Source organism: Rhizobium ecuadorense, from assembly GCF_001187535.1.
GTDB classification, from domain to species: domain Bacteria; phylum Pseudomonadota; class Alphaproteobacteria; order Rhizobiales; family Rhizobiaceae; genus Rhizobium; species Rhizobium ecuadorense.
In genome coordinates this window covers 1-3,208 of sequence record NZ_LFIO01001063.1, presented here as the reverse complement: position 1 = coordinate 3,208, position 3,208 = coordinate 1, and the positions used below count along the sequence as shown (strand labels likewise).

Sequence of the window (3,208 nt, the reverse complement as noted above, 5' to 3'; positions counted from 1 at the left end):
ACCTTTTCCTGCAATAGGGTGGAGATGGATCGAGCAATAGATGCCAGTCGTTCTTGAAAAGCACCAAACCGTTGAGAGAGAATCCGTTTTTACGCGGCCACGTGCAGCGCGCCAACCCAGATGAGACGATCCCCAGTGCCGGGGGCGACATCGAATGTGCACGTCGCCAGTCTTCCTTCAAAACGTGACGTTTGGCCAGCATCCCAAGAGGCGACGGCTGTCGCATCTGAGGTGTAGACAGATACGGATGCGGGAAGAGCCTCGGGTGCGAAGGATGCTGGCGCGGTCGCTGAAGTGCTTAGTGCCGTCTATGACGGCCTACCCTTTGCGGGTTCTACTATGGCTTCAGGCCAGGACGAAACCCGCCCATGGCGCCGGATGCATTTCATACAGCGATCATGAGCCAACGTGTGAGTTGGGTGCTCGATGCCGACCCCGTATCCTGCAACTATCAAACTATGCCTGCTGTCAAGCGAAGTGAAGATTTGACCCCGTAGGCGAAACGAAGAACTGACCCCTTCATTGATTTGCTGTTTCGTTTGTCTCAAGCGCTGTTCCGGCCTTCTGCAGAAGGCCGGAACGGCGCTTTTCGCGAAGCCTGTAGCTATCACCTCGGATGGTGATCACCGTCGAATGGTGCAGCAGGCGGTCCAATATCGCGGTGGCGACGACAGGGTCTCCAAAGACGCTCCCCCACTCTCCGACCGATCGATTGGAGGTAATCAGGATCGATCCCCTTTCATAGCGGCGAGAGACCAGTTGGAAGAACAGGTGGGCGGCGTTAGCTTCGAAGGGCAGATATCCCAGCTCGTCGATGATCAGCAGTTTCGGCCGCGATAGGATTGTCAACTGCTTGTCCAATGAGCCATCGTTATGGGCCTTGGCGAGCATCGCAACCAGAGTGGCCGCCGTGACGAATTGAACGTTGTAGTTCTGGCGGATTGCTTCTCGGCCAAGACTGACAGCAAGGTGCGTCTTACCGGTGCCCGGAGGTCCGAGGAATAGGACGGTGTCGCCGTGAGCAATCCAGCGGCAGGTTGACAGCTCCCTGATCTGTCCTCGATCCAGCGAGGGCTGTGCCTCGAAGTCGAAGCCATCGAGTTCGCGTACGAAGGGGAACTGCGCCAACTTGCTCGACATCGAGATGCGCCGTTCATCGCGCCGGGCAATCTCTCGTGAGACCAGGAACGCCAGAGCTTCGCGCAACGTCATCTTCGAGCGCCTCGTCCAGCAACGTGTCGAGTTGATCGCGGATCGCCGTCAGCTTTAGCCGATCGAGTGTCGCGATGAGTAAATCGTGATCGACGGTCGTCATCACCAGCCACCTCCAACAACGGCCTCGTATTCCGCAAGAGGTCGCAGCAAGGCGGCTGGTGCCAGCTCGACTGGAGCGGTGCGAACCAGTCCTTCGCTACCCGCGAAGCCAACAAAGTGATCCCGGTCGACGATCCGTTGTCGCCGTCCCTGGCAGAGAGGATGATCGGCCACAACCTGGCCAGCGTGACGGATAATTACACGGCCAGCCAATACAACGACTTGGACGCTCTCGCCGATGAGACGCCAGGGTACGGAATAGCTGTTTGTGTCGAGATCGATGGCGCAGTCCGCCTGCACTTTGCGCACGAGGTCGCGTAGTTGTCCAAACGGTACGCGGCCGGATAGCGGCCGAAGGGCTTCGGCCTCCGCAGCAAAGCGTTCAATTGGTGCTTCACCAGTCGTGCCGTGTTCTCGTCGGTCTGCGATCTCTCGTATCCATCGGTCAAGGTGCGCCTCGAACGAAGCCCAGTTCTCAAACCGGCGACCAGCGATAGCATTCTTCTTGACGTACCCGACCCCGCGCTCGTCCTTCCCCTTTGTTCGCGCCCGGTAGGGAGCGCAAGCGCGTGGCGCGAAGCCCCAGTAACGGGCAAACGCCCAGAGTCGCGCATTGAAGCGAACCTCCCGGCTAACCGCGTCGTGATGTTCGACAAGTGCCTTCGCATTATCCAGCAAAACCTCAACGGGAACGCCGCCAAACCGAAGAAACGCGCCTTCCATCCCCTCGAACCAATCTGTCTGCCCTTCTCTCAATGAGGCACGGATATGAATGCGTCTGGAATAGCTTAGCGTGGCGACAAAGACGTTTACCCGAAGCCGCTCGTCACCGATCCAGACACGCGTCTGCCCGAAGTCGATCTGCAACTGACGACCAGGCGGCGTTTCAAACCGCACTGTCGCACGCTTTTGCGCCTTGAGTTCCCGCCGCCATTCCCGGACTCGAAGCTCTACCGAACGCAAACCGATGATAATTCCATGCTCGCTCGCCAGCTCCTGCCGGATCACATCGGCATTGCCATCATGGCGAAAGAAGCGTTCACGAAGCCAATCATCAAGGCCATCAAAAGCACTCCTCCGAACCGGCTTCTTGAAGGGTACCGCTCCACCCTCACGAAGATATCGACGGACAGTGTTGCGAGCACATCCAAATTCCTTCGATAGACGCTTGGCACCCCAACCAAGCTCGTGCAGCCGCAACATTGCCACCACCTCATCTGCCTCAAGCATATCTTCGCCCTGCATCGTTCCCCACGATGCAGGATGCGCTGAAATCGCACTTGTCATCCATCTCTCCTCGTTGTCACACGAGGGGGCAGTTCTTCATTTCGTTAGGGGGTCAGTTTCTCATTTCGCCTGACACCTGCGGGCGGGTGCCGCGGTGGACCGACTTGTTCATCACGCAACGATCATTCGAAATGAACGTTGAAAGCTATCGACGACGTTCCACCCATGGGGGTCAAACGCCGGCGCGGCAGGCCAGCCTCATTCGCGACAATCAAAGGCACCGCACAGTTTGTCGCGGAGCGGCAATCAGACCACGATGAAGCTCTTGCCAGCGACAATCAACATGATAACTTCATCCCGACCGCGACATAAGAATCTCATCCAGATTGTCGCGCGCGTCTCATCCTGATCGCCGCCCCATAGGTCGCATAACTATCAGGCGCGCAACGGGTTCTGTCAGCAGCTACACCGCAATGGTTCCGTTGCCTGAGGCGGCGAAATCAGAAAGGCCGGCGGAAAGATTGGTTGGAATCGGAAATTCTGACGGCACCCTTCGCGCTGCATGTTCCACACATCACCCGAAACTGCTGGCGAGCCTCTCAAGCCATGTGCCGGCCTGATGGTCGAGTGCAGACGATTGTCGGCAAGCCGTCGCCATATGGTGTTC

General features: G+C 57.9%; 1 protein-coding gene and 2 pseudogenes. 1 reads left to right on the top strand and 2 read right to left on the bottom strand.

What is annotated here, in order from left to right; all coding sequences use genetic code 11:
• Positions 1 to 519: 519 nt before the first annotated feature.
• Both istB and istA read right to left on the bottom strand, forming a co-directional pair.
• Positions 520 to 1,315, bottom strand: a pseudogene (gene istB / locus AF337_RS18885) (IS21-like element ISSme2 family helper ATPase IstB).
• A complete protein-coding gene (gene istA / locus AF337_RS18880) occupies positions 1,315 to 2,601 on the bottom strand; it encodes an IS21 family transposase (protein ID WP_016737538.1) in 1,287 nt (428 codons plus the stop codon). Before istA ends, istB begins: the two are co-directional and overlap by 1 nt.
• Positions 2,602 to 2,689: 88 nt before the next feature.
• Between istA and AF337_RS46645 the strand changes: the two are divergent.
• Positions 2,690 to 2,913: pseudogene (locus tag AF337_RS46645) on the top strand (hypothetical protein); the annotation flags it as partial.
• Positions 2,914 to 3,208 lie beyond the last annotated feature (295 nt).